The organism is Streptomyces niveiscabiei, assembly GCF_001419795.1.
Lineage (GTDB): Bacteria > Actinomycetota > Actinomycetes > Streptomycetales > Streptomycetaceae > Streptomyces > Streptomyces niveiscabiei.
In genome coordinates, this window is the sequence record NZ_LIRL01001169.1 from 1 (window position 1) to 3037 (window position 3037).

The window sequence follows — 3037 nt, forward strand, 5'->3', positions numbered from 1 at the left end:
CGCTGTCGCCGACGACGGTGACGCGCCGCAGGGTCGCGCTGTCGCCGTAGTTGGTGTTGATGCCGACGAGCCGCCCGCCCGAGTACGTCGCCTCGATGGTGTTGAGGTTGATCGTCCGCTTGTACTGCGTGGAGCAGTTGCCGCAGGACCGCACGAAGGTGCCGAAGTTCTGGACGGCGAAGTTGGACACGTTGAGCGTCCCGGCGCCGTTGAACTGGAACACCTTGTCGCTGGCGGAGCGCGCGCCGCCGCCGGAGACGGTGTAGACGTTGGAGGAGGACGAGCCCCGGAAGGTCGCCGCGTCCTCGCCGACGTCCTCCCACCAGACGTTCTGGAGCGTGCAGGCGCCCTTGCAGTGGATGCCGTCGGCGGCGGGCGCCCCGATGATGACGTTCTTCAGGACGGCCCCGGCGGCGAGTTCGAGGATCGGGTCCTGGTCCTCGTTCTGCCCGCCGGTACCGAGGTCGCCGCTGCCGTAAAGCCGCTTCATCCCGTAGTCCTTGGTGCCGGAGACCGGGATCGTCGAGGTGACGGCCTGGCTCCCGTTGGCCGACGGCCAGGTCGCCGCCTGCACGGGGGACGCCGCGCCGCTGGTCATGATCATGCCAAACGAGAGCGAGAGGGCGGCGAGGCCACCGCCCGCTGCGCGCGCTAAGGAGGTCATGTTCCGTATGCCTTCTTCCTGTTGGGGAGAGAAGCGCCGCCACGGAGGCGCTTCGTGGGGAAACTTGCGGGGGGAAACTTTCGGGGGAGCCGCCACGGAGAAGCCAGGGCCGACACGGAGCAGCGGGAGCCGCCACCGAGCACGAGACGTCAGAGCTTCCCGACCCCCGCGCCCGCCGACACCGACGCCACCACCGACGACGCCGGCTCTGCCGTGTACCCGTACGGCGGCGCCGTGAACGACCCGGTCCGCGACACCTCCGTCGCCGCGCCCCCGAGGTCGTTGCCGCGCAGGTTCGCGAACCCGTCGACGTCGCTGCTCTGGCTCGTCGTCACCGCGATCTTCGTGTTCCGGAAGACGTTGTTCTCGACGAGCATCTGCGCACCCATCCGCGAGTGCACGCCGGTGTCCGCGCCGGTGACGTAGTTGTCGTAGAAGTGCCCGGTCCCGAACCGCAGGCTGGGGATCCGCGAGTACACGTTGCTGAACAGGTTGTGGTGGTACGTCACCCTCAAGTGCCCGGTGTCCTCGGCGGAGTTCTTGTCGCTGTGCCCGACGAGCGAGCCCTTGAAGTGGTCCTTGAAGGTGTTCCAGGACACGGTGACGAAGTCCGAGCCGTGGTTGATGTCGAGCAGGCCGTCGTAGTGGTCCTTGTCGTGATCGCGGTCGGCGGAGAAGGAGTTGTGGTCGATCCACACCTTCGTCGAGCGCTGCACCTCGATGCCATCGGCGGGAGCCAGCGGCTTGCTGATGGCGAGATTGCGGATCACGACGTTCGTGACGTTCTTCAGCCGCAGGCCGCCACCGGTGAACCCGGACGACGAACCGACGCCCAGGACCGTCGTGTTGGACCCGACGTCGACCTGACCGCTCAGCGTGATCAGGCCGTTGACGCGGACGACCTTCGAAGTGGAGCCGGTCACGGCCGACTTGAACGCGGCCAGGGTCGAGACGGTGACCGCCGAGGCGCTGCCGCCGCCGGTCGTACCGGCGCCGAACCCGACGGGCGAGGGGTCCGCAGCCCCGGCGGGGTGGGGGAGCGTGACGGCGAGCGCGGCGGTCAGCGCCGCTGCCAGCGATGCCTGTGCGGTCCTGCGGGACAGGGGATGCGTACGCATGGGGGGCGTCCCTTCACGAGGACATGGACGTACATGTCCTTGAACAAAAAACGTGATGTTGAACGCTGCTCTGGGCGTGATGCGACTTTTGGGCGGAACTGGGGAGCGGCTCGGTCACATCACTGAACGGAACGTAGAGGGCAAGCGCTTTCTGGTCAACGCCTCGCGCAGAACGGATCCAGCCGCTCCGAAAGTCCCGAAAGAACCGTGGGAGCGCTTCCATGGGGTGGCGTGCCCATGCCACCATGCGTTTCGGGTGCCCGCTGCCCCGTCCCCGAGCCGTGACCAGAAGGGACCGACCCGTGTCCAGCCCCAACACCCCCCGCACGGCGCTGCGTTCGGCGCTCACAGCGGTCGCCGTGCTGCTGGCGGCGCTGTTCCTCGCCCCGCCGCCCGCCTCCGCCGCACCCGTGCCGCCCGCGACCTTCACCGAGGTCACCGGCTTCGGCGCCAACCCCAGCAACCTCCGCATGTGGGCGTACGCCCCGGCCAACGTCAGCGCGCACCCGGCGGTCATCGTCGCCGTGCACTGGTGCGGCGGCTCCGCGACCGACATGTACAACGGCAGCGAGTACCGGTCCCTCGCCGACCAGTACGGCTTCGTCGTCGTGTACCCGTCGGTGACCCGCGCCAGCAAGTGCTGGGACGTCGCCTCGCCGCAGGCCCTCAAGCGCGGCGGCGGCAGCGACCCCGTCGGCATCAAGTCGATGGTCGACTGGGCGGTCGCCAACTACGCGGCGGACACGAGCAAGATCTTCGTCACCGGCATGTCGTCCGGCGCGATGATGACGAACGTCCTGCTCGGCGACTACCCGGACGTCTTCGCGGCCGGCGCCGCCTTCGCGGGCGTCCCCTTCGCCTGCTTCGCCACCACCAACGGCTCCGAGTGGAACAGCGACTGCGCGAACGGCACGATCATCCGCACCCCGCAGGCGTGGGGCGACCTCGTGCGCGGCGCCTACCCCGGCTACACCGGCCCCCGGCCGCGCATGCAGCTGTGGCACGGCACCCAGGACGACATCCTGCGCTACCCCAACTTCGGCGAGGAGATCAAGCAGTGGACCAACGTCCACGGCCTGACCCAGACCCCGTCCGCCACCGACTCGCCGAACGGCTGGACCCGCACCCGCTACGGCTCCACCGGCAACCAGGCCCCCGTCGAGGCGATCAGCATCCAGACCGGCCACAACGTGTACGCCGCCGGCATGGGCGCCCGCGTCCTCACCTTCTTCGGCCTCACCCCCGACCCCGGCAC

The 3037-nt window shown here is 69.1% G+C and carries 3 protein-coding genes; 1 reads left to right on the forward strand and 2 read right to left on the reverse strand.

Going from position 1 to position 3037, the window contains the following annotated elements:
* A partial coding sequence (locus AOK24_RS41585; RefSeq protein WP_055725076.1) for a pectate lyase occupies nucleotides 1-664 on the reverse strand: 664 nt, incomplete at its 3' end.
* Between the two features lie 149 nt (nucleotides 665-813).
* Nucleotides 814-1782 carry a pectate lyase family protein gene (locus AOK24_RS41590; RefSeq protein WP_055725074.1) on the reverse strand — a complete coding sequence of 323 codons (969 nt, stop codon included), beginning with the start codon at nucleotides 1780-1782 and terminating at the stop codon, nucleotides 814-816.
* A 245-nt stretch (nucleotides 1783-2027) separates the two neighbouring features.
* Here AOK24_RS41590 and AOK24_RS41595 point away from each other — a divergent pair.
* A partial coding sequence (locus AOK24_RS41595; RefSeq protein WP_420876729.1) for an extracellular catalytic domain type 1 short-chain-length polyhydroxyalkanoate depolymerase occupies nucleotides 2028-3037 on the forward strand: 1010 nt, incomplete at its 3' end.